Origin of the sequence: Methylobacterium sp. E-066, from assembly GCF_022829635.1 — a bacterium.
In the GTDB taxonomy this organism is placed as follows: domain Bacteria; phylum Pseudomonadota; class Alphaproteobacteria; order Rhizobiales; family Beijerinckiaceae; genus Methylobacterium.
This window is the reverse complement of record NZ_JAKSYO010000033.1, coordinates 93,553-114,971: the sequence shown is the minus strand read 5'-3', so window position 1 is coordinate 114,971 and position 21,419 is coordinate 93,553. Positions and strand designations below refer to the sequence as shown.

15 protein-coding genes and 1 other RNA gene are annotated in these 21,419 nt (G+C 66.3%); 13 read left to right on the top strand and 3 right to left on the bottom strand.

Annotated features, from left to right (window positions below):
• Window positions 1-239 precede the first annotated feature (239 nt).
• Window positions 240-983, top strand: a complete 744-nt coding sequence (locus MKL20_RS02700; protein WP_244035377.1) for a dienelactone hydrolase family protein — start codon at window positions 240-242, stop codon at window positions 981-983.
• A gap of 230 nt (window positions 984-1,213) precedes the next feature.
• Here MKL20_RS02700 and MKL20_RS02695 read toward each other — a convergent pair whose 3' ends face one another.
• On the bottom strand, window positions 1,214-1,894 hold the full coding sequence (locus MKL20_RS02695; protein ID WP_244035376.1) for a TetR/AcrR family transcriptional regulator: 681 nt from the start codon (window positions 1,892-1,894) through the stop codon (window positions 1,214-1,216).
• 210 nt (window positions 1,895-2,104) lie between these two features.
• Between MKL20_RS02695 and MKL20_RS02690 the strand changes: the two genes are divergently transcribed.
• Both MKL20_RS02690 and MKL20_RS02685 read left to right on the top strand, forming a co-directional pair.
• Complete coding sequence (locus tag MKL20_RS02690; RefSeq protein ID WP_243970584.1) at window positions 2,105-3,190, top strand: HlyD family secretion protein; 1,086 nt, start codon at window positions 2,105-2,107, stop codon at window positions 3,188-3,190.
• Window positions 3,187-4,764: a DHA2 family efflux MFS transporter permease subunit gene (locus MKL20_RS02685; protein WP_244035375.1), complete on the top strand. Its 1,578-nt coding sequence runs from the start codon at window positions 3,187-3,189 to the stop codon at window positions 4,762-4,764. Before MKL20_RS02690 ends, MKL20_RS02685 begins: the two co-directional genes overlap by 4 nt.
• A 573-nt stretch (window positions 4,765-5,337) precedes the next feature.
• On the opposite strand, the gene MKL20_RS02680 is transcribed toward MKL20_RS02685, so the two are convergent.
• Together MKL20_RS02680 and MKL20_RS02675 are read right to left on the bottom strand one after the other, a co-directional pair.
• Complete coding sequence (locus MKL20_RS02680) at window positions 5,338-6,015, bottom strand: Fe2+-dependent dioxygenase (RefSeq protein WP_243939925.1); 678 nt, start codon at window positions 6,013-6,015, stop codon at window positions 5,338-5,340.
• A 17-nt stretch (window positions 6,016-6,032) separates the two neighbouring features.
• Window positions 6,033-7,220, bottom strand: a complete 1,188-nt coding sequence (locus MKL20_RS02675) for a PepSY-associated TM helix domain-containing protein (RefSeq protein ID WP_244035374.1) — start codon at window positions 7,218-7,220, stop codon at window positions 6,033-6,035.
• Between the two features lie 253 nt (window positions 7,221-7,473).
• Between MKL20_RS02675 and MKL20_RS02670 the strand changes: the two genes are divergently transcribed.
• From MKL20_RS02670 to MKL20_RS02625, 10 genes are all read left to right on the top strand, one after another.
• Window positions 7,474-9,822 (top strand): TonB-dependent receptor, encoded by a 2,349-nt coding sequence (locus MKL20_RS02670; protein WP_244035373.1) that lies wholly within the window; start codon window positions 7,474-7,476, stop codon window positions 9,820-9,822.
• Window positions 9,823-10,787: 965 nt separating this feature from the next.
• Window positions 10,788-11,933 carry a DUF2235 domain-containing protein gene (locus MKL20_RS02665; protein ID WP_244035372.1) on the top strand — a complete coding sequence of 382 codons (1,146 nt, stop codon included), beginning with the start codon at window positions 10,788-10,790 and terminating at the stop codon, window positions 11,931-11,933.
• A gap of 133 nt (window positions 11,934-12,066) precedes the next feature.
• Entirely contained in the window at window positions 12,067-13,047 is a 981-nt protein-coding gene (locus tag MKL20_RS02660) for an aldo/keto reductase (protein ID WP_244035371.1), read from the top strand.
• Between the two features lie 550 nt (window positions 13,048-13,597).
• Entirely contained in the window at window positions 13,598-14,038 is a 441-nt protein-coding gene (locus MKL20_RS02655) for a VOC family protein (RefSeq protein ID WP_244035370.1), read from the top strand.
• 111 nt (window positions 14,039-14,149) lie between these two features.
• An RNA gene (gene rnpB, locus MKL20_RS02650) (RNase P RNA component class A) lies at window positions 14,150-14,548 on the top strand.
• Window positions 14,549-14,953: 405 nt separating this feature from the next.
• Complete coding sequence (rsmH, locus tag MKL20_RS02645; RefSeq protein ID WP_244035369.1) at window positions 14,954-16,021, top strand: 16S rRNA (cytosine(1402)-N(4))-methyltransferase RsmH; 1,068 nt, start codon at window positions 14,954-14,956, stop codon at window positions 16,019-16,021.
• Entirely contained in the window at window positions 16,018-16,431 is a 414-nt protein-coding gene (locus MKL20_RS02640; RefSeq protein ID WP_092041622.1) for a hypothetical protein, read from the top strand. The genes rsmH and MKL20_RS02640 overlap by 4 nt, the downstream gene beginning before the upstream one ends.
• Before the next feature lie 6 nt (window positions 16,432-16,437).
• Entirely contained in the window at window positions 16,438-18,378 is a 1,941-nt protein-coding gene (locus MKL20_RS02635) for a peptidoglycan D,D-transpeptidase FtsI family protein (protein WP_244035368.1), read from the top strand.
• Window positions 18,375-19,847, top strand: coding sequence for a UDP-N-acetylmuramoyl-L-alanyl-D-glutamate--2,6-diaminopimelate ligase (locus tag MKL20_RS02630; protein WP_313902701.1), 1,473 nt, complete (start codon window positions 18,375-18,377; stop codon window positions 19,845-19,847). The genes MKL20_RS02635 and MKL20_RS02630 overlap by 4 nt, the downstream gene beginning before the upstream one ends.
• A gap of 32 nt (window positions 19,848-19,879) precedes the next feature.
• Window positions 19,880-21,331, top strand: coding sequence for a UDP-N-acetylmuramoylalanyl-D-glutamyl-2,6-diaminopimelate--D-alanyl-D-alanine ligase (locus tag MKL20_RS02625; RefSeq protein WP_244035367.1), 1,452 nt, complete (start codon window positions 19,880-19,882; stop codon window positions 21,329-21,331).
• The last annotated feature ends 88 nt before the right edge of the window (window positions 21,332-21,419 follow it).

Below are 21,419 nucleotides of genomic sequence, written 5' to 3'. Positions count from 1 at the left end.
CCGCCGCCCCAGCCATCGATGCCGGCGATCCGCCAAGCCATCCTGGATCACCTCAGTCAGCCACCACCGCGGCGATGCCCGCACTGTGACGCCGTTCTCAATCTGCCACCCTGAAGTCAAACTGCCAAAGTAGTGCTAGGCTTCCGCGAGTGTCTCTGCTGGGTGATTTGCGGCCGGTCCGCTGGTGGTCGTAAGTGGTTCGAAGCGGACACTGCGAATGTCCGGCCGAGGAGCATCCCATGCCGAGCGAGCGAGTCACGATCCGGACGCGCGACGGCGATTGCCCTTCGCACGTCGTGATCCCCACCAGCGGCGGACCATGGCCCGCGGTGATCTTCTACATGGACGCCGGTGGTATCCGGCCGGCGATGCTCGACATGGCGCAGCAGCTCGCTGTCGCTGGCTACATCGTCCTGCTGCCGGATCTCTTCTACCGTTACGGACCCTACGGGCCATTCGTGCCCAAGGAGGTGTTCGCGGGCGACTTTCGCGCGGTCCTTGGACCGCTGATGGCTACAACCAGCCCCTTGAAGGCCGCTGAAGATGCAGAGGCCATGCTCGCTTACCTCGACACGCGTGACGACGTCGGAGGTCGCAAGGTTGGGGTGGTGGGCTTCTGCATGGGCGGCGGCATGGCCCTGGCTACAGCGGGAACCTACCCCGAGCGGTTCGCGGCGGCCGCAAGCTTTCACGGGGGCAATCTCGCGAACGATGCGCCCACGAGCCCTCACCTGTTCGCGCCGAAGCTGAAGGCGGAGGTCTACATTGGCGTGGCGGAGAACGACGGCAGCTACCCGCCTGCGATGGCCGAGCGGCTGCAGCGATCTCTGACGGAGGCCAGCGTGCGCTATACGACACAAACTTATCCCGCCGCGCACGGTTGGATGATGCCGGATTTTCCAGTTTACGATCACGCCGCCGCAGAGCGTGGCTGGGGCGAAATGCTCGCGCTCTTCGGCCGGACTCTACACGGCGGCGAGTGATGACGCACGACACTGATCCGGCGTCCGCTCACGGGCGGACCCAGAAATAGCCTGATCGGCGAGGTCGAGTGGATAGCCGCCTGTCCGCTTTGGCTCGGCAATGAAGAGAAGCGGCCGTTGTCTTCGTGCCCGGTCTCGACCCTGTGCAAAAGCCGGGAATGGCCGGTTGCAGGCGTCTCGAGGGGCAGCACGGCGATCCGCCGCCTAAAACAAGATAGCGGTCGCGCTCTTCAAGCAGGACTGGGACGGACGCCGGCAAGGAAGAGGGCGACGGCCGCGCGGCGGCGCTTCTCCTGGACCTCCACATCAACCTCGATGCCGTACAGCGCCTGCTTCGAACTGCGTCCTAAAACGAGGTTCAGGAACAGGTCGGCGGTGATCTCCGGGTCGTCGATCGCGATTTGTCCCTGCTCGGCCATGACCACGAGGAGGCGACCGACAGCCCTGACGCCGCGGAGCCAGCCCTCCTCGTACGCGAGCCTGGCGAGGTTGGGGAACTGTATGGCCTGGGCGGCAATGCAGCGTGTCAGCGCAGCAGCCCCCGGTGCATGGGACCGGGCGAGGAGGTTGCGGCTCAACTCGTCCAGAACCGTTGCGGCGTCCCTCGGGGCGGCGCGAAGCGCCTGCATCTCGGCCGCCGCAGAGAGGGGCGCGAGCCATTCGCGGATCCGATCCTGCAGGACCGCTTCGAACAGGGCACGCTTGTCCTGATACCGGGAATAAAGAGTCGGCTTGCTGACGCCGGCGGCTTCCGCCACCGCGTCGATGGAGGTGCCGTCGAAGCCGCGCTCAATGAACAGCCGGGTGGCGACCTCCACGATGCGTGCCTCGCGCCGAGCGGCCTCCTCGCGCGTCGGTCGACCGCCTGTACCACGCTTCGCCGTCGACTCGGGCTCGGCGGTCGCTGCCATCGTCGTGCTCCTTGTCATGCCTCATGCCGTCATATATCGATACCTTACCGTATCGTATTGATGTTGGCCACCATCATGGACGCTCGACCCAGCGACCTTCCCCAGCCCGGAACCTCGACCGCTACTACAATGGTCGCTGGCGGTCCCGCGCTGGCCTCCCCGGGGGCCAGGACCGCCGGGCAGCAGGCGCCCAAGCGGCGAAAAGCGCGCGTGATCGTCCCGGTCCTACTCCTTGCCGCCCTGGGCGGGGGCGGGACCTACGGCTGGCACTGGTGGACCGTCGGCCGTTTCCTGGAGACCACCGAGGACGCCTATTTACAGGCCGACAAGGTGACGGTCGCACCGCGCATCGCCGGCCACGTCGCCGAAGTGCTGGTCGGTGACAACCAGCCCGTGAAGGCCGGCGACGTGATCGCGCGCCTCGACGACCGCGAGTACCGGGTGATGCTCAAGCAGGCCGAGGCCGAGGTCGGGAAGAGCCGTGCCCAACTGCTGGGGACCGCCGCCGCTATCCTGCAGCAGCAGGCGCAGGTCGCCTCGGCCAAGGCGGAGGTCGAGAACACCGATGCGGCGCTCGACTTCGCCGGCAAGGAATATACCCGCTACCAGAACCTGCTGCAGACCGGCTCGGGCACGGCACAGCGCCAGCAGCAGGCAGACTCCGACCTACGCCAGAAGCGGGCGGCGCACGACAAGTCCGTCGCCTCCCTTGAGGCGGCAAGGAAGCAGGTCGACAGCCTGAGGGCACTGGAGGGCAGTGCCCGCGCGAGCCTTGAGGCCGCGCAGGCGAAAGTGGAGCAGGCCCAGCTCAACCTCAGCTACACAACCATCGTCGCGCCCATCGACGGCACGGTCGGCGACCGCTCGCTGCGCGTCGGCCAGTTCGTATCGGCCGGTACCGGCCTGCTCACCGTGGTGCCGATGGGTCGCGACATCTACCTCGTTGCGAATTTCAAGGAGACCCAGACCGGGCAGATGGTGGAGGGCCAGCGCGCGACCTTCACCGTCGACGCGCTGGGCGACCACGAGTTCGAGGGGCGGATCGAGAGTTTCTCACCCGGCACCGGCGCGCAGTTCGCCCTGCTGCCGCCCGAGAACGCCACCGGCAACTTCACCAAGGTTGTGCAGCGCGTGCCCGTGCGGGTCGCCCTGGACGAGGCCGATCCGATGCTCGGCCGCCTGCGCCCGGGTCTCTCGGTCGAAGCCACCGTTCATATCCATGACGCCGTCGAGCCGGTGAAGCCCCGCAATCATCGACCCGCCCATGCTCTCGTCAGCGAGGCTCTCCCCCGATGAGCGTCGTGCCGGCCGTGGGCAGGCCCGAGGTCAAGGCGAGCGCACGCGACTGGCTCGCGGTGTTTGGCGCGATCCTCGGCGCGTTCACCGCCATCCTCGACATTCAGATCACCAACGCATCGCTCGCCGACATTCAGGGGGCGCTCGGCGCCTCGACCGAGGAAGGCAGCTGGATCTCGACCGCCTACCTGATGGCCGAGATCATCGTGATCCCGCTCACCGGCTGGCTCTCGTCGGTGATCGGCCTGCGCCGCTACCTGTCCGTGAACACGATGCTGTTCACCGCCTTCTCGCTCGCCTGCGCGCTCTCGACCTCGCTCTCGCAGATGATCCTGTTTCGCGCTGGCCAGGGATTCACCGGCGGCGTGCTGATCCCGACCGCCATCGTCATCGTGCGCACGCGCCTGTCGAAGAGCCAGCAACCGATCGGCATCGCGCTGTTCGGGCTGACCGCCACCTTCGCACCGGCCATCGGCCCGACGGTGGGCGGCTGGCTCACCGACAACCTGTCCTGGCACTACATCTTCTACCTGAACCTGATCTTCGGTCCGCTCGCTGCTGGGATCCAGCTCGGGGCCTTCGACAACGCCCCGGCACGCTGGGCTGAGCTGTTGAAGGGCGACTGGATCGGCATCGGCCTGATGGCCACCGGCCTGCCGGCCCTGACCTACGTGCTGGAGGAGGGTCAGCGGAAGGACTGGTTCGGGTCCCCCATCATCGTCCAGGTCAGCCTCCTGGCCGCCGCCGGCATCACCGGCTTCATCGTGCGGGAGCTGATCGCCGAGCGTCCATTCATCAACCTGCGAGTGCTGGCAAACCGCTCGGTCGGCGGGGCCTGCGTGCTGATGACCGTGCTTGGCGCGGTCTCGTTTGGATCGATCTACATCATCCCGGTCTACTGCGCGCAGATCCAGGGCTACAACGCCCAGCAGATCGGCTACGTGGTGATGTGGTCGGGCCTGCCGCAGCTCGTCCTGTTCCCGATGATGCCCCTGCTGATGCGGACCCTCGACGCGAGGCTGCTTGTCGTCGCGGGCACGCTGTTCTTCATCGCGAGTTGCTGGATCAACGTCAGCTTAACCCACGACGTCGGGGCCGATCAGCTGATCCTGCCGCAGCTCCTGCGCGCCATTGGCCAGCCGCTGTTCACGATCCCGCTCTCGCAGCTCTCCACCGTCGGCCTGAGCCCACGCGACACCGCCGACGCTTCGGCCCTGTCGAACATGATGCGCAACCTCGGCGGCTCGATTGGCATCGCGATGCTGTCGACGATGATCGACCGGCGCGAGCACATGCACTTCTCGGTGTTGGCCGAGGCGATCACAGTGAACGCCACGCGCACCCAGGATCGGATCGCCGCCCTGGCTGCCGGCCTGCACGGGCACATCGTCGACCAGGCAGCCGCTAAGGGAGCCGCCCTCGGCATGCTGGCGGCCCAGGTCCGCCGCGAGGCCTACGTCATGGCCTATGCCGACGGCTTCTATCTCGTCGGCGTCAGCCTCGTGCTGAGCCTCGCCGTGGTCGCCGTCCTGAAGAAGCCGCAGCGGACGGCGAGCCCCATCGAGGCCCACTGACCCCACGGCTCGAATCGATCATGCGGTCCGATGGTCGTCGACCGCATGATGGACGGCCGGTCTACGCATTAACCCCCTCTCGCGTAGGCCGGCCGCAATCTTCCGTATGGGCCATTGAAGTCCGCGTCCCACGCCGAGACGAAACTGCCGGACTGACGAGGAACGGCCGCTTTGGGGAGGCGCCAACGGCGGTTCGGGCGTCTGACATTGGTCGGTTGGGGATCGTCTGCTTTTGCACCGGATTGCCTCCGAAGCGGACGTGCTGCTTCCGGACAGCATCGGCCGTGTTGGTAGGCGCAGGTGAACGGTCGGGTTGGGTGGGCAGCGGAAGTTGGGTTGACGCCCGGAAGCGGACCTTCGGCTCCGCGTTCAGCGCGGAGACCCCGACTGTACACGTTCAACTGCGGAAGCGGACGTAGGCGCCTCGAACCAGCCGCTGACAGTCGCCCGCAGCTTAGCGGTACCGCCGTATGTGAAGCGGCGACGCCTTGCTCGTGGAAGGGCGAATATTCGAATGGAGCGTGCTGATGTGCAGGCGGCTGCGGCAAAGGCTGATCGCATCGACGAAGCACGTCACGTCTCGGCCCATTGCCTAAGCAGGTTGTGATAGGTCCCCGTCAGAGACACCAGGGCCTCGTGTCCCGGTACGTCGCGGGTCAGATGCCGGATCGAAGTGTCGAGGTCAAACAGCAGGGCCCGGCGGGTCCGGTCGCGGATCAGGCTCTGGATCCAGAAGAAGGAGGCCACTCGTGAGCCGCGCGTGATCGGCGTGACGTTGTGCAGGCTGTCGGCTGGATAGATTACCAGATCACCGGCAGGAAGTTTGACGGCGTGGCTGCCGTACGTGTCCTCGACCGTTAGCTCGCCGCCGTCGTACTCGTCCGTCCCACTGAGGAACAGCGTCGCCGAGATGTCGGTCCGGATGCGCTGGCCGTCCAGCGACTGCCGGATGGCGTTGTCGATGTGTGCGCCGAAGGTCATGCCGGCGTCATACCGGTTGAACAAAGGCGGGAACACGGTTTGCGGCAGCGCGGCCGAGAGGAACAGCGGGCTACGCTTGAGCGCGAGCAGGACCATGTCGCCGAGCTCGCGAGCCTCCGGAGTGCCCTCCGGCAGCTGAAGGTTCTTCTTGACCTGCGCCGACTGGAACCCGGCGGTGACCCGGCCGTCGGTCCAGGCAGCACGATCCATGATCGCACGGCAGCGGGCGACCTGATCTGCGCTGAGCACCTGCGGGATATGTACGAGCATGGGATGGGTCCGTTTGGCTAGGCGCTCTCGGCGGGCATCATACGCGAGTCAGTCAATGCGGAGGTGCCACCCCGCAGCGCCGCCTTGTTGCGCCGCTTCCGCAGCCACATCAGTACGCCGGTGATCGCCAGAAGCGTCGGCAGGACCCCGCAGAGGCCCGCCAGCGTGGCCCAGATCGGGCCGTGTGAGCGGCCCTCATGCACGCGTCGCATCCAGGTGCCTATGACATCCCCGCGGCGCGGCGGTCGTTCCAGCGTCGCTTGCCCGGTCGCGTCGTCGATGCTGATCGAGTGCCGCGTGCCATCTGGAGCCTCGACTTCCAAGCGCCACGCCCTCGTGGTGATGCTGGGCGCAGCGAGCATCCGCGGTGTCTCGGGTTCGGCAGCGTCCTTCCCGATCTCAATGGCACGTTCCGCCGTGAGTGCCGGGTGCGGCATGAGTGGATCGGCGCCGGTGCGCCTGACAGGTGGCTGCGGCGTGTCGAACGCGTTCAGCACGGCGCTCGCCTGCGGCGGGAAGGCCAGCACGATGCCGGTGAGCGCCATCAATCCCAAGGGGATCGAGATCCAGAAGCCCGCGAGGTGGTGCAGGTTGATGCTCATCGTTGGGCCCCGGCGCCAGGCGAAGGCGCGCATGAGGCGCGCATTGCGCGGCAGCCAGAGGACCAGCCCGGTCAACGACAGCAGCAGCAGCGCGACGCCCGTCCAGCCGACGATGGCGCGGCCGGAGTACTCCGGAACCATCAGGTTCTCGTGGAAGACGTGGACCTGCCCGATCAACGAATTACGGAAGTCCTTGATGCCGAGCACCGCGCCGGTCGGTGGGTCGAGATAGACGAGACGGCTGGGCGGCCGCCTGTTGCCGGCCTGGCCCTCGGGCCTGCCGCTCCGGTTGGTGCCACGCTCACCGTCCAGCTTGCGCTCAACCGCGGATGGTGGGGGTTGGAGGCGGACCATGACGGTAACCGGCCTGCCTTCTCCGTTCGGCCAGCGCAGCATCGCAGCTCGCCCGCCCACGGCCTCGCTTGCGCCCTGCATGTACTCGTCCGCGGGACGAGCCACAGCCGTGCCGGTGGTCGCGTAGAAGCTGGGATTGAGGACCTCGTCGATCTCGTCATCGAACACGAGGACCAAGCCGGTGAGCGTGATCGGCACGATCAGGAGCGCCAAGCCGATCCCGAGCCACAGATGCACCTTGCGGAACATCGTGCGCCAGGAAGGGGGTCGTTCAAACGCCATCGGTCTTGCACCCGCTCGGTCACCGCCGGCCGGTCTTGGTTCAAGACTCCATCGAAAGCAAATCAGCTAGCTTAGAATTCATCTAGTATATCTTCAGTTTTGAATTATTATAATCAAGAAATAACAGCAAAAGATTTCAGATACAAAGATTCCGATTGATATTAGAATGCGGATTAAGATACCCGGCAGATACGTACGGGGCGGGTATCCTGGAATTGTTATGAAGAAGCAGGAACTGATCGCCGAACTTTTCTCGGCCGCCGATGATGGGGTCAGCTCCTCATTCGACAATGGATCCAGCCCTCGCGCAGCCGGATTGACCCGCCTCTCGCAGGCTGCGTTCGGCGCAGCCTCGCTGGCCTTCGTCGCTGCGCCGGCAGCAGGGCAAGAGGCCATGTCGATCGTCATGGACCAGCTCGACGTCACCACGTCGGGACCGCCCACAGGCTCGCCATACAACCCCCGGCAGCTTCAGCTGCAGCGATTGCCGACCCCGATCCTCGACACCCCTCAGAGCATCACGGTCGTCCCGCAGCAGCTCATCCAGGATCAGCGCGACTCGACGCTTGTCGAGACGCTGCGCAATGTGCCCGGCATCACCATGTTCGGCGGCGAGGGAGGCACGCAGGGCGACAACATCAACATCCGCGGCTACTCCGCCCGCAACGACTTCTACCGCGACGGCGTCCGCGACCCTGGCTGGTACACGCGCGACACGTTCAGCATCGAGAGCGTCGAGGTGCTCAAAGGTCCGTCCTCGTTCCTGTTCGGGCGCGGTTCGACCGGCGGCGTCGTCAACGTCACCAGCAAGCTGCCATTCTTCGCCGCCGACAAGGTGCAGATCGACGCGTCGGGCTACAGCGCACCGGGCGCGCGCGTCACCGGGGACATCAACACGGTCCTTGGCGACTCCGCCATCCGCCTCGCATTCCTTGCCAACGATACGGATGTCGCCGGCCGCGACCACATCAACACCACACGCTTCGGCGTCGCCCCTTCGCTTCGGGCGAACCTGACACCGGACGATCAGGTCACTGTCAGCTACATCTACCAGAAGGACAATAATATCCCGGATTACGGCATCCCGGTTCTGCCGGGTGGCTACTTCGGCACTTACTATGGCCGACCTGCGCCGGTCTCGAAGAACACTTACTTCGGCCGCCTCAGCCCGGGCTTCTCCGACACCGAGCAGGTCGACGCCCATATCGGCACGCTGCAGTACAAGCACACGTTCGATCAGGACTGGAGCATCGCAAACACCACGCGCTACTCGCTGATCGATCGGTTCGTGCGCGTCCGCGGTGTCCAGGTCAACGGTACGAACCTGTACGGGCAGGCCACCGGCGGCGCGGCGCTTTCGAGTGCAGCCCTGTTCGCGCGTCCACTGGGCAGCCTCTACGTGAACAACACGAACGACTTCCAGAACCACACCGTCAACACGCTATTCACGAACCAGACCGATCTCGTCGGCCACATCGATACGTTCGGCCTTCAGCACACGCTGCTAAGCGGGATCGAGCTCAGTCAGGAGACCCGCGATCAGTACCGGACCAACATCGCGGGTGGTTCACGTGTCAACGTCGGTTTCCCCAATCCCTATCCGACCAGTCCGGGTGTCGTTCCAACCAGCAGTACGGACACCTACGACGTCGGCAACACGGTCGGCGTCTATGCGAGCGATCAGGTCAAGATCAACCGCTACCTTGAGATCCTGGGCGGCCTTCGGTACGACGATCTCTCGGTCCACCAGCACGCGGCGACCGTTCGAACGCCGAGCTACATAGAGACCGGCCCGCTGAACGCGACAACGCCGTACAACGTCGTCAACAAGGTGCAGTTCGTCAGCTGGCGGACGGGCGCCGTCGTTCATCCAGTCGACAACGCTAGCGTCTACTTCATGTACGGAACCTCGTTCGACCCATCGAGCGAGTACCTGACGATCACCGGCGGCCAGCAGAACCTCAAGCCGACCACCAACGAGACCTATGAGGCCGGCGCCAAGTACGACCTGTTCGATAGTCAGCTCAGCCTGACGGGCGCTGTGTTCCAGGTCACCCAGCAGAACGCGATCGAAGCCGTCGACTCAACGAACGGTATCTATTCGACGGTCGGCACCACGCGTGTGCAGGGCTTCGAGCTTGGCGTTGCCGGCAAGATCACCGACGCGTGGAGTGTGTTCGGCGGCTACACCTATCTGGACGGCCGCGTCCTGAAGAGCGCCCAGAATACCACGGGCGCCTTCGTGTCGACGCCGGGCAACATCCTGGCCAACACGCCGCACAACACGTTCGCGCTCACCAGCACCTACCTGATCCTGCCGGGCCTGACGGTCGGCGGCAGCGCGTACTATGTGGGCGAGCGCTTCACCAGTTCGGCGAACACCGCCCTCGTGCCCGGCTATTGGCGGTTCGACGCACTGGCCACCTACCGGCTTACCGAAAACGCGGCGTTGCAGCTCAACGTCTATAACATCGCCGATACCAAGAACTTCGAGAGCGTCTCTGGTTACGGCTCGGCCACGCCCGGTCCAGGTCGGACGTTCGTGCTGACGGCACGCCTGACGTTCTGAACGCGTTCCACCTCCCCGGATCAATCGAGCGATGCTGGCGTGATCACACAGCCGGACGGCATGCTTCTGTCGGCGAGATTACAAGCGGAAAAATCTGCTTCACCTCGTTGCTCGCCTGAAAACAGTCAGACAGCTTTCGGCCAAACTTGGCCATTTGGGGCGAATTAAGTCGCCGATAAGCAGACATTCCGAAAGCCTGCAAAGGGTCGATAGGAGGCTGTCCGCTTTTCCGGCCGGCATTCTCCGAAGCGGCCGTTCCGCTTACGGCCAAACCCGGACATTCAGGCTAAGCTGAGAGTGTCGCTTGAGGACATCCCATTAAGGCTACGTTCGCCACTATGGGAACGCCCAACGGCGCGATGCGAGTCCTTACTGAACGAGCAGCGGAATAGGCCAGCAAGCTTAGATAGATAATCTAGCGACGGCGTATATTCGATTGAGTTTGCGAACAGGGCAAGGAGGGGGATCCGGGCATATTAACCGGCGCGTGGCGGAGTGGGATCGGGGCATATTAACGATACTACTAACACTCCATTCGATCCTTTCATGTCTCCAAAGTCTAAAAAATTGCCTTAATGATCAAGGTTTTACTCGGAAAACCCAACGTAATATCTAATCATTCGCTCGACCAACTGTCGAATTCGACCCGGACCATCAGCGGTCGACCGACGCTGGCATCGCGGCAGGGTACGGCCCCGCATGCCAGTCGTGGAAGATTGTAGCCAACCCGGGTAACGCCTCTATTTGGCCGACGAGAGCATCAAGCGTCGGCGTGTTGCCTCCGCCTTTCCGCGCCTACGTCTTGGCGGACGGCCGAAGATCACCGGTGGGGTAGATATGAGTCCGAGACCGACCGTCATTCGGGGGCAGTCACCGAGCTTGTGACAGCCGACATAGGGATTCGTTTTAAACCGTCCTAAATCATTACCGGCGGTCGTTTAGCGGCGATCGCGGGGGAGGTTCTGATGAAACGGATCGTGGTTTGCTGCGACGGCACCTGGAACAATGACGACCTCCAGACCGACGACACAAACGTTGCGCAGATCGCACGCTCGATCCACGGGTCGGTCGAGACAGGCGAGGCCTCGTTCCAAATCGTGCTCTACCTTCGAGGCGTCGGAACAACCGGCTTGAAATTGGAGACGTTCATCGAGGGCGCGACCGGATTCGGTATCGACGATAACATTAGGTCAGGGTACCAGTTCATCGCTCAGAACTATGTTCCCGGTGACGAGATTTTCCTGTTCGGATTCTCGCGAGGCGCTTTCACAGCCCGTAGCCTAGTCGGCTTGATATCCGCTTGCGGGGTCCTGAAGCGGCAATCTCTGGCATCGCTGCCGGACGCCTGGGCGTACTATCGCTCCTCCAAGCCCCATTCGCCGAAGGATTTCGCTGACAGATCCAAAGCCCAAGTCCACGACGGCGTAACGATCAAATTTTTAGGCGTGTGGGACACGGTAGGCAGCCTCGGCATCCCCGGCACCCTCCTTGCGGATGCCAACAAGAAGGCCTTCGCCTTCCACGACACAAGCCCTTGCTCCATCGTGAAGACGGCCGTCCAAGCCCTGGCCATCGACGAACATCGCCACAACTTTATCCCGACCTACTGGACGGGCACCGCGCCGGCCGGCTCTTCGGTCCAGCAGGTGTGGTTCGCAGGCGCGCATGCCGATGTCGGAGGCGGCTACAACACCCGAACGCTCGCCGACATCCCGCTGGTCTGGATGGCGAGGAAGGCCGAGGCGGCCGGTCTCGCGATCGATTGGGATTGTTTGCCGAAGGGACAGCTGGACGCGGGGGCGCCCGCCCACGACTCGTCATCAGGGCTGTTTGCCCTCGACCACTTCCGCCCAACGCTACGGCGGATCGGTGAACGTCCGTGTGAGGCAGCGTTCAACGAGAGCCTGTATATCGCCCAGGACGAGAACGGACGGCCGGTTCAAGCGATTAACCAGGCGGTGCACCGGAGCGTGATCGAGCGCTACGGCAAGCCCGCTCAGCTGTGCACCAACGACGAGAATGGAGCGCACTCGTCTGCGACCTACCAGCCGAAGACGCTGCTGCCCTACTTTGGAAAAATCGGTTTCTCAGGTCTTCCGGTTGTCGACTAGGTGCGGAAAGGCCGAGTTCGGAAGGCTGCAAGCCAACGGTGGGCGAGGGCTGAGTGAGCCTGCCTTCTGCGACGAACTCCAACCGATCAACGCTGCACCCAACGACAATTAAACTCACCGCGAGGAAAGCCGCATGGAGTACGTGAAGTTCGGTTCGACAGGGATCAAGGTCTCTCGCCTCTGCCTCGGCTGCATGACCTTCGGTGATCCCGAGAGGGGTGCCCATCCCTGGACGCTCGACGAGGAGAAGAGTCGGCCCGTCATTCGCCAAGCGATTGAACACGGGATCACCTTCTTCGACACGGCAAACGTGTACTCCGACGGCTCGTCGGAGGAGATCACGGGCAGGCTTCTCAAGGAATTTGCCAATCGTGACGACATCATCCTCGCCACCAAGGTCTACAACCGCATGCGACCCGGCCCGAATGGGATGGGCTTGTCGCGCAAGGCGATCATGCGAGAGATCGACGCCAGTCTGACGCGACTCGGAACAGACTACGTCGACCTCTACCAGATCCATCGCTTCGATTACGACACGCCCATCGAGGAGACTTTGGAAGCGCTCCACGACGTCGTGAAGGCCGGCAAAGCGCGTTACATCGGCGCCTCCTCGATGCCGGCCTGGCGCTTCGCCAAGGCGTTGTACGTCTCGCGTCTGCACGGCTGGACGGAGTTCATCAGCATGCAGAATCACGTGAACCTCCTCTACCGGGAGGAGGAGCGGGAGATGCTGCCCCTATGTGCGGAGGAGGGGGTGGCGGTGATGCCGTGGAGCCCACTGGCACGAGGGCGACTGACGCGTCCCTGGGACGAGACGACCGATCGGCTACGAACGGATGATGCGCTTCACCGTTTCTACGGCAAGACCGAGGAAGCGGATCGCAAGGTCGTCGATGCACTTGGCAAGGTCGCTGAGCAGAGAGGCGTACCTCGTGCTCAAATCGCGCTCGCATGGCTTCTAAGGAAGGGCAAACAGGTCTCACCGATCATCGGTGCGTCTAAGCTGAATCACCTGACGGACGCTGTTGCTGCCCTGACGCTCGAGCTCACTGACGAAGAATGCTTGGCGCTGGAAGCACCTTACATCCCGCACGAAGTGTCAGGTCATAGCTGATCCTGAGGCATGCGCTGAGCATGCTGGAGTGGCGAGGAGGATCAGGGGGGAGGGAGCTCGATCCTGAGGCTGAGACCGAAGAGCCAAAGAGGCTGATTCGGGCCAGCGATCAGGCGGGGTAAATTTCCGACCAGGGATGGATCGAGCGATCAGGAGTAGCGAGGGGGAGCCGCGGAAGGTGAGCTCGAACGACAGCTCAGGGTGCGGATAGCGGCATAATAGCGATACTGCTCTGCTTCCCATTCGCGAACTCGATCATCCGCCTTCCAGCAGAGCTGTTTAAAATCAGAGGTTTACACCATCACGTCGTTGCGCCGATCGCCAGCGTACCGACCCAACCGTCCAATTCGAGCCTCGTGGAAGATACCGGAACCCCTCAATGACCTCGGGCCGATAGCAGCTCAGATGCGGCCTACTCACCGGCTCATTCAACGCTAGCTATCGCGGCGATCAACCGGCTGACGCGGGCGGACGCCCCGCAACCAAGCTCGTGTCAGTTTCTTGCCAGGGCCCATAAAAACCCTGCTGATATCAATAGGATAGCTTCCCTATGGAATTTCTGCACACCATGGTCCGGGTGGCCGATCTCGACCGGGCGCTCGCCTTCTACGTCGACACGTTCGGCCTCAAGGAGGTCCGCCGGGTCGAGAACGAGAAGGGCCGCTTCACCCTGGTCTTCCTGGCCGCCCCCGGGGATGTCGAGCGGGCGCAGGCGAGCAAGTCGCCGCTGGTCGAGCTGACCTACAACTGGGACCCGGAGACCTATTCCGGCGGGCGCAATTTCGGGCACCTCGCCTATCAGGTCGACGACATCTACGCCTTCTGCGCAAAGCTGAAGGACAAGGGCGTGACCATCAACCGTCCGCCCCGCGACGGCTACATGGCCTTCGTGAAGTCCCCGGACGGGATCTCCATCGAGATCCTGCAGAAGGGCGGCGCCAAGGAGCCCCAAGAGCCCTGGGCTTCGATGGAGAACACCGGCAGCTGGTAAACGGAAGGCTCGACGTGACGCGCTCGCGGACGCCGAACCGGCTTCCACTTCGGCTGCGAGCGCTTCTGCACCCTTGACCCGGACGGCGGCGCGGGCGCATCTGCCCGCGGATCAGCCGGCCGGGCGGCCGCTCCGGATGCGCGAGCATCCGGGGAGGAAAGTCCGGGCTCCATGGAGAGACGGTGCCGGATAACGTCCGGCGGGGGCGACCCCAGGGACAGTGCCACAGAGAGCAGACCGCCCCGGATGCGTCCGGGGTCAGGGTGAAAGGGTGCGGTAAGAGCGCACCGCGGACGCGGCAACGCGGACGGCACGGCAAACCCCACCGGGAGCAAGACCGAATAGGGGCGGCGCGCCCTTCGCGAGAAGGGCAGGCCCGCTCTCCAGGCCAGTCGCCCGGGTTGGTTGCTCGAGGCGGTCGGCAACGACCGTCCCAGAGGAATGGCCGCCACGTCGGCGCGCGCGAGCGCTCCGGCCTTACAGAACCCGGCTTATAGGCCGGCTGATCCAACCCCCTGAATCCGCGCCGCCGTGTGGGCCGGCCCGCGCTTCGACCCGCGGCGGCCGGGCCTAAAAATTCGCGCCGGGCAAAAACCTTCGGTTAACCGTACCGGGGTCAGATCGGTCGGCTCGCCAGCGCCAGGCTCGCGCGTTGACGATCCTCCGAGGCCCATGATACCCGGCATCCTCCCGTCAACGGCGTGTATCGGATCGCCGGGCGTAACCTGCGCAGGTGCAGGTCCCGTCCGTGCGCGGCGTTTCGCGCGCTCTGCATCCGGTGCCGTTCCCGTCACGCGCGCCGCGCTCGCGCGGCCCGGCACAGGGCACCATGAGACGCACGAGCCGCACCCGCGCCGGAACTCCCGGATCGCGCAGAAACCCCGACTGTCCCTGCACCGGCCTGGCGAGGCGCGCATGATTCGGCGCCGCCCCCCGGCCGAGGTCGCGGCCGCCGCGCGCTGCGATGGCCCCGTCTCCACCCAGCCCCACGTGCCGGTGCTGCTCGACGAGGTCATCGAGTCGCTCAAGCTCGACGGTGGCTTGGCCATCGACGGCACCTTTGGGGCTGGCGGCTACACCCGCGCGCTGCTGGCGGCCGATCCGGCCCTGCGGATGATCGCCATCGACCGCGATCCTACGGCGATCGCCAACGGTCAGACCCTGGTCGCCGAGGCTGGCAAACGCCTGCGCCTCGTCCCCGGCCGGTTCGGTGATCTCGACGCGCTGCTCAGCGAGGCCGGCGAGGCCAAGGCGGACCGGATCGTGCTCGATATCGGCGTCTCGTCGATGCAGATCGACACGCCGGAGCGGGGCTTCTCGTTCCGCAACGACGGCCCCCTCGACATGCGCATGGGCAAGGACGGCCCGAGCGCCGCCGACATCGTTAACGAGGCCGACGAGACCGTGCTCGCCGACATCATCTACCATTACGGCGAGGAGCGGCGCTCGCGCGCCGTGGCCCGGACCATCCACGAGGCCCGGCGCCGCGGCCGGATCGAGACCACCGCCCAGCTCGCCGAGCTGGTCGCCAGCGTGGTCTGGGCCGAGCCCGGCAGCCACATCCACCCGGCGACCCGGACGTTCCAGGGCCTGCGGATCGCCGTCAACGACGAGCTCGGCGAGCTGGTGCGTGCGCTCCACGCCGCCGAGCGGGTGCTCGCCCCGGGCGGCCGGCTCGCCGTAGTGACGTTCCATTCGCTGGAAGACCGGATCGTCAAGCAGTTCTTCGCCGCCCGCAGCGGCCGCTCCGCACAGGGCTCGCGCCACCTGCCCGGCGGCCAAGCCGAGACGATCCGCAGCTTCCGCCTGGTCACCAAGGGGCCGGTCCTGCCGGGCGAGGCCGAGATCGCCCGCAACCCGCGCGCCCGCTCGGCCAAGCTTCGGGCTGGGGAGCGGACCGAATCCGAGACGCCCGAACCGCTCGCCGCGCTCCACGCGCTGGCGAGCCTGCCCGAAGCCGCCCGCGGGGGCCATCGCCGATGATCCGCCTGCTGAACCTTCTGGCGGTCGCCGGCCTCGTGGCCTCGGCGATCTACGCCTACTCGATCAAGTACGACACGCTCTACCAGGGCGGTCAGGTCTCGAAGCTGCAGACCGCGCTCCACAAGGAGCGTCAGGCGATCGCGGTTTTGCGCGCCGAGTGGCAGCTCCTGACCCGGCCGGACCGGCTGCAGGCGGCGGTGGACAAGCACCTCGCCCTGGAGCCGATCGGCACCAGCCACCTGGCCCGGCTGTCGGACCTGCCCGCCCGCCCGGAACGCGGCGACGAGATCGGCCGGCTGCTCGCCGCGACGGCGACGCCCAAGGACAAGGGCACGGCCGAGCCGCGCACCACCGGCGCGATCACCCGCACCGTCACCACGACCCGCACCCCGAATACCGCTTCGAGGTAATCACCCGTGTCCGAAGACGCCGACCACACCCGAGACGCGGCAGCCGAAGCGCAGATCTCGGAGCATGACGTACAGGCCCAAGAGGCATTGGCCGAAGAGGCATCGGTGCACGCGGCGCCGGCTCACGACGCGGCGCACTACGCCGTGTCCGAGCAGGATGCCGCCGCGCTCGAGGCCGCCGCCCGGGCGCTGCACCCGGACATGCGCGCCGCCCGCGCCAAGGCGTTCGTGCGGAGCATGTTCCGGCTCGCCATCGAGCGCTCGCACATGCGCGTCGCCCTGGTCGGGCTGGTCTTCGTCGCGGTGTTCGGGACGATCTCGGCGAAGCTGCTGATGATGGCCGTGTTCGGCGATCCGCCCAGCCAGGAGCACCGGGTCGCGGCCGCCTCCTCGACGGCGTTCCGCCCCGACATCGTCGACCGCAACGGCGAGATCCTGGCCACCGACATCCGCACCGTCTCGGTCTTCGCCGAGCCCGGCAACATCTACGACAAGGACGAGGCGGTGGAACTGCTCACCGCGGTCCTGCCGGAACTCAACGCCTCGGAGCTGCGCGCCAAGCTGTCCTCGCGCAAGGACAAGAAGGGCGCCGGCTTCGTCTGGGTGAAGCGCGAGCTGACCCCCAAGCAGCAGGCCGAGGTCCACCGGCTCGGCATCCCTGGCATCGGCTTCCTGCCCGACCACAAACGGGTCTACCCGAACGGAACCGCTGCCGCCCACATCCTCGGCGCGACCAATCTCGACGGCGTCGGCATCGCCGGCATGGAGAAGTACATCGATTCCACCGGCCTGCAGGCGCTCAACAGCTTCGGCTTGGTCAACAAGCAGGCCGACCTGAAGCCGGTGCAACTCTCCATCGACCTGCGCGCCCAGTTCGCCGTGCGCGACGAGCTGGCCTGGGGCATCGACCACTTCAAGGCCAAGGCTGGCGCCTCGATGATCCTCGACGTGAAGACCGGCGAGGTCATCGCCCTGGTCTCGATGCCGGACTTCGACCCGAACGACCCGAAGGACGCGCTCTCGCCCGACCGGATCAACCGCATGAATGTCGGCGTCTACGAGATGGGCTCGACTTTCAAGGCGATGACGCTGGCCATGGCGCTCGATTCCGGCAAGTACAACGTCAACTCGACCTTCGACACCCGCGGCGGCGTGCTGAATTGGGGCCGGCAGAAGATCCACGAGTATCACGGCACCAACCGGCTCATCACCATGCCGGAGGTGTTCACCCACTCCTCCAACATCGGCTCGGCCAAGATGGCTTTGGGCGTGGGCGTGCCCGGCCACAAGGCGTTCCTGAAGAAGATGGGCCTGCTCGACCGGCTCCGCACGGAATTGCCCGAGAGCGCGGCCCCGATCGTCCCGTCCCGCTGGAGCGAGATCAACACGATCACCATCGCGTTCGGCCACGGCATCGCGGTGGCACCGATCCAGGCGGCCGCCGCGGTGGCGGCGATCGCCAATGGCGGCGACCTGATCACCCCGACCTTCCTGAAGGCGGCCCCCGAGGACAAGGCCCGCGCCACGCACGTGCTCTCCGGCCAGACCTCCGAGGCGATGCGCTACATCATGCGCCTCAACGCCGCCGAGGGCTCGGCCAAGAAGGCGGCGGTCCCGTACTACTTCGTCGGCGGCAAGACCGGCACCGCCGAGAAGGTGATCGGCGGGCGCTACATCCACAACCGCCTGTTCACCACCTTCATGGCGGCGGCGCCGATGAACGACCCCAAGTACCTCTTCGTCACGATCATGGACGAGCCGCAGGGCCTGCCGGAATCGGGCGGCTACGCCACCGCGGCGTGGAACTCCGGCGTCGTCACCGGCAAGGTGATCGAGCGGGTCGCCCCGATCCTCGGCCTGCCGCCGCAATTCGAGCCGCCGGTGCGGCCGTTCCCCCAGATGGTCAAGCTCAACGCCTACCACGTCAACCAGCTGGGCGGCCCGTGAGCAGCCGCCTCGCCAACCTCTTTCCGGAGGCTGCCGGTCCGGCCGCCGACCTGATGGTGTCGGCGCTCACCGCCGACAGCCGGAAGGTCGTACCGGGCGGCGTGTTCGTCGCCGTGCCGGGCACCCAGGCCGACGGCCGCCTGTTTGCCGCCCAGGCCGCCGGACACGGCGCCGTCGCTGTGGCCGGGGAGGGGGATCGCCCCGCCGACCTGCCCGAGGCCGTCGCCTGGATCGGCGTACCGGATGCCCGCCGGGCCTTAGCCCTCGCCGCTGCCCGGCTCGCCGGCGCGCAGCCCGGGGCCGTGGTCGCGGTCACCGGCACGGCTGGAAAAAGTTCGGTCGCCGATTTCGTGCGCCAGATCCTGGCCCGGCTCGGCCGTGACGCCGCGAGCCTCGGCACCGTCGGGATCGTCACCAACCGTGGCGCCGAATACGGCTCGCTCACGACTCCCGACCCGGTGACGCTGCACCAGACACTGGCGCGGCTCGCCCGGGCGGGCGTGACCGAACTCGCCATGGAGGCGTCCTCCCACGGGATCGAGCAGCGCCGGCTCGACGGCGTGCGGCTGACCGCGGCGGGCTTCACCAATCTCGGCCGCGACCACCTCGATTACCATGCGAGCATCGAGGAGTACCTCGCGGCCAAGCTGCGCCTTTTTACGGATCTTCTGCCGCCGGGCTGCCCGGCGATCGTCAATGCCGACGGGGCATACTCTGGCCGAGTCATCAACGCTGCCGACGCTGCCGGACGCGAAGTCCGAACGACCGGTCGTGCTGGAGGCTTTATCCGCCTGGTAGAGGAAAGAACCGAGGGATTTGCTCAGGTGCTCAGGCTGCACGGGCCTGGGGCCGGAGGGCGTACCGCGTATGCCGTGCGTCTCCCCCTGGTCGGCGATTTCCAGGTCGCGAACGCCCTGGTGGCGGCCGGCCTGGCGCTCGCGACACCGGCCGGTGCCGCCGATCCGGCTGGCGTATTCGCGGCCCTCGACCATCTCACCGGCGTGCCGGGCCGGATGGAGCGGGTCGGCGAGGTGCGCGGCGGACTCTGCCTGGTCGATTACGCCCACAAGCCGGAGGCGCTGGAGAGCGTGCTGACCGCCCTGCGGCCGTTCGCGTCCGGCCGGCTCGTGGTCGTGTTCGGCTGCGGCGGCGACCGCGACCGGGGCAAGCGACCGCTCATGGGGGCGATCGCCGCGCGGCTGGCCGATGTCGCGATCGTCACCGACGACAACCCGCGCACCGAGGATCCTTCGACGATACGCCGGGCGATCCTCGAAGCCGCTCCAGCGGCTGAGGAAATCGGCGACCGAGCGGCCGCAATTCGCGAAGCCGTGCGCCGCCTCGGACCCGGCGACGTGCTGGTCGTGGCCGGCAAAGGCCATGAAACCGGCCAGATCGTGGGAGATCGCACCCTGCCGTTCTCGGACCACGAGGTCCTGCGCGCTGCGATCGCCGAGGCCGCACGCTGATGGCGCGGCCGGATGGGGACCGGAGGCTGACCATGACCGCACTCTGGACCCGCGACGCGCTCGAAGCCGCCACCGGCGGGCGCCTGATCGGCGCGGACCGCCCGATCATGGGCGCCTCGATCGACACTCGCACGATCGAGGCGGGCGACCTGTTCTTCGCCATACGGGGCGAGGCCCGCGACGGCCATGATTTCGTCGCCGACGCGCTGGGGCGCGGGGCCGGCGCTGCGGTGGTGAGCGAGGCCCGCGCCGCCGATCTGTCGGCACACGGGCCCCTGCTGGCGGTCCCGGAACTGGGCGCCGACCCGGTCCTGACCGCCATGACGCGTCTTGGCGAAGCCGCAAGGGCGCGCACGGAGGCCCAGATCGTGGCGGTGACCGGCTCGGTCGGCAAGACCGGCACCAAGGAGGCCCTGCGCCACGTCCTCGCCGCGCAGGGCGAGACCCATGCCTCGGCGGCCTCCTACAACAACCATTGGGGCGTGCCCCTGACGCTCGCCCGGATGCCGCAAGCCACCCGCTACGGCGTGTTCGAGATCGGCATGAACCACCCGGCCGAGATCGTGCCGCTGACCGCCCAGGTCCGCCCCGACATCGCGCTGATCACCACGGTCGAGCCGGTGCATATCGAGCATTTCGCCTCGGTCTCGGCGATCGCCGACGCCAAGGGCGAGATCTTTTCCGGCCTCGAGCCCGGGGGCGTCGCGATCATCAACCGCGACAGCGCGCATTTCGAGCGCCTGCTCGCCCATGCGAGGGCCTCCCGCGCCGGCCGGGTGATCAGCTTCGGCGAGCATCCGGAGGCCGACGTGAGGGCGCAAAAAATCGTGCTGCGCCCCGACCTGTCGGTGGTCGACGCCGTCGTGATGGGCCAGCCCGTCACCTACAAGCTCGGCACCGCCGGGCGGCACGCGGCCCAGAACTCCCTCGGCGTGATGGCCGTCATCCACGCGCTGGGTGCCGACCTCGCCGAGGCGGCCCTGTCGCTGGCGGGTTTGAGTCCGCCGGTCGGGCGCGGCGAGCGCACCGCCCTCGAGATCGAAGGCGGCACCGCCTACCTGGTCGACGAGAGCTACAACGCCAACCCGGCCTCGGTCCGGGCCGCAATCGCGACGCTCGCCGGCATCGAGACCGGCCCGCGCGGCCGCCGCATCGCGGTGCTGGGCGACATGCTGGAGCTCGGCGCGGCCTCCGCCGACCTGCATCGCGGCCTCGCCGAGGCGATCGAGGCCGCCCGGATCGATTTGGTCTTCGCCTCCGGGCCGCTGATGCGCAACCTGTTCGAGGCGCTGCCGGTGAGCCGCCGCGGCGGCGTCGCCGACACCGCCGCCGACCTGATCGAGCCGCTGACCCGCAACCTCCGGTCAGGCGACGCCGTGATGGTCAAGGGATCGAACGGCAGCCGCATGGGGCGGATTGTCGATGTGCTGAAAGCCCGCTACGCGGTCGACCCGGCGCGGCGCGGAACGGCCGCCGCCCCGTGATCCGCCCCAGAATCGGCACGCCCGAGCGTTCGCGACGATCGGTGCCGCCCCCTGAAACCCGCGCCTGAACAAAGGGGCCGAGCGCCCG